The organism is Anaerotignum lactatifermentans DSM 14214, from assembly GCF_900142265.1.
Lineage (GTDB): Bacteria > Bacillota > Clostridia > Lachnospirales > Anaerotignaceae > Anaerotignum > Anaerotignum lactatifermentans.
On record NZ_FRAH01000126.1, the window covers coordinates 2,325 to 4,274 of the forward strand.

The 1,950-nt window shown below is 53.7% G+C and carries 4 protein-coding genes; all 4 read left to right on the forward strand.

All coding sequences use genetic code 11. The features are described from left to right. Positions 1–200: hypothetical protein (locus BUB35_RS20370; RefSeq protein WP_207647557.1), on the forward strand; the 200-nt coding region annotated here is incomplete at its 5' end. Positions 201–352: 152 nt separating this feature from the next. Further along, a complete protein-coding gene (locus BUB35_RS20375) occupies positions 353–538 on the forward strand; it encodes a hypothetical protein (protein WP_072851896.1) in 186 nt (61 codons plus the stop codon). After that, a complete protein-coding gene (locus BUB35_RS20380; RefSeq protein ID WP_072851844.1) occupies positions 539–901 on the forward strand; it encodes a winged helix-turn-helix transcriptional regulator in 363 nt (120 codons plus the stop codon). 116 nt (positions 902–1,017) lie between these two features. Beyond that, positions 1,018–1,497, forward strand: a complete 480-nt coding sequence (locus tag BUB35_RS20385) for an SMI1/KNR4 family protein (protein ID WP_072851842.1) — start codon at positions 1,018–1,020, stop codon at positions 1,495–1,497. Positions 1,498–1,950 lie beyond the last annotated feature (453 nt).

Genomic DNA, 1,950 nt, shown 5'->3' on the forward strand with positions numbered 1-1,950 from the left:
ACCGGCCTGTATGGGATATGCTCCCCGGCGATGTAGCGCGGCGACCTGCGGCAAGGAGGTGGAGGAACCTTGACCGCAGCGAGCGTACCAACGGGAGCGAAACGCCGCTGAAAGAGCCAGGGGCAGGAACGACATCAGGGAGAACCGGCAAAATGAACACCCAAAATGACACCGAAACACAACAATCCGATAGGGCGTAGTCTGCCCTATCCGCAATACTATGGGGGATTTCCGGGCGGCCCTACGGCCGCTTTTCCCCCGAAAATCGCCCCGAAACACGACACTTAAATCTGCAAACCGTCTGTTGCGGCTGTTGCGGCCCAAACAGGCGGTTTTTATGAAGGGAGGCCCTATGCCGAGAATGCCGAAAAAGAGGAAGCAGGAGTTGTCCTTCTTCCTCAATGAGCGGGGGCGGGTGGCGTACAATATCCTTTGCCGGAAGTGCCGCCGCTCCTGCAAGCAGAGCTTCCGGGCGGTCGTGATCGACTGCCCTTTTTATCTTTCTAAGAGGGCCAAGCGAAAGGATGGTATGGACTGAATGGAAGTTGAATTTTTGACCGCCGACACCGCCCTGCCGCCCTGCCTGCCCCTACCGCGGGCCATGCTGGGGCTGCCGGTCAGCAGCACCGCCAAGGTCATGTACGCCCGCCTGCTGGACGCCGCTCTTGCGGCAGGGGCGGAGGACGCCAACGGGATCATATTTACCCGCTGCCCCATCGTGGAACTGGCGGGTGCGCTGGGGCGCAGCGCCATGACAGTGAAGCGGGCCTTGCGGGAATTGGAGGACGCCGGACTGCTCCTGCGGGTGCGTCAGGGCTTCGGGGAGCCGAATAAGATTTATGTCCTCATTCCACGGGACGCACAAAAACAGGATTGCAGGCAGGCCGCAGGGCCGGTATAATGGAAAAAAGTGACCTGCCCCGTCCAGCCCGCCGGGAGGCGGCGAGGGGGGTTGCGAGGGAACATTGTAAGCAATCTAAATAAATAGTCTTGAATAATTTGTAAGAAGGTGTGCAAGTGAGCATTATTGAAAATATTAGTAAACAATTAGTGTTTAATAATAGCGAGGTTTGTCCCGGCGGAGAAGAAACAATCAAAAAAATTTTTGAAAGGACACCGATACAGTTGCCTGCTGATTATTATGAATTTTTAAGTTGTATTTCTGGTACCGGGAATATTGGTAGCATAGAATTTGAAATCGAAAGCGACGATGAAGATATTGGGAACATACCTATATGTCTTTGGTCAGCAAACAGGGCATTAAGTATGCAAAATGAGTTTGCACATTCTATGAAAGAAAACTTCATCAGTAAGGTTTGGTTTATTGGTGATGATTTAGGTGATATGGTTTATTTTTATGGGTATGGCAACGATGGATTTGGCGTATATTTTGTGGATGCAGGCAGCTTAGGTTTTGAATATGCGTATAAAATAGCAGACACACTCACAGATTTTCTCGTCAATGGAGCAGGCATTGATGTTATAGAATCGTTATAAGGGCGTATCAAAAACCCCTTTAGGAACTAAAGGGCGCACTTCTATACATAGCCTGACGGCCATGTATTCGTGCGCTCTGCGAGGCGGAACGGCGGATTGCCAGACGGAGCAACCCGCCGTTCTTGCGTCGCTGCGCTCCGTCCAAGGGGCTGCGCCCCTTGCGCGGCTTACGCCGCTTACCCCGCCCGCCCCCGGAAGGGAGACACCCGCTGGCGCGTCTGTCCCCCTTCCGAGGGCCTGATAACCGAACACCGACACCCTGACCGCTCACCGGGAACACCCCGGAGGACGGTCATTTTTTTCGCCCATTTTTCAGTCAAAGGAGGTCAACGACATGAGCAAAAAATTAGACGAGCTTCGGCGGGAGTACGCCGAGAACGAGGCCAAGCTGCAACAGTACCGGCACCGGGTACAGCGGTTGGAGCAGCGGAAGAAATACTATGAGAAGGGGGA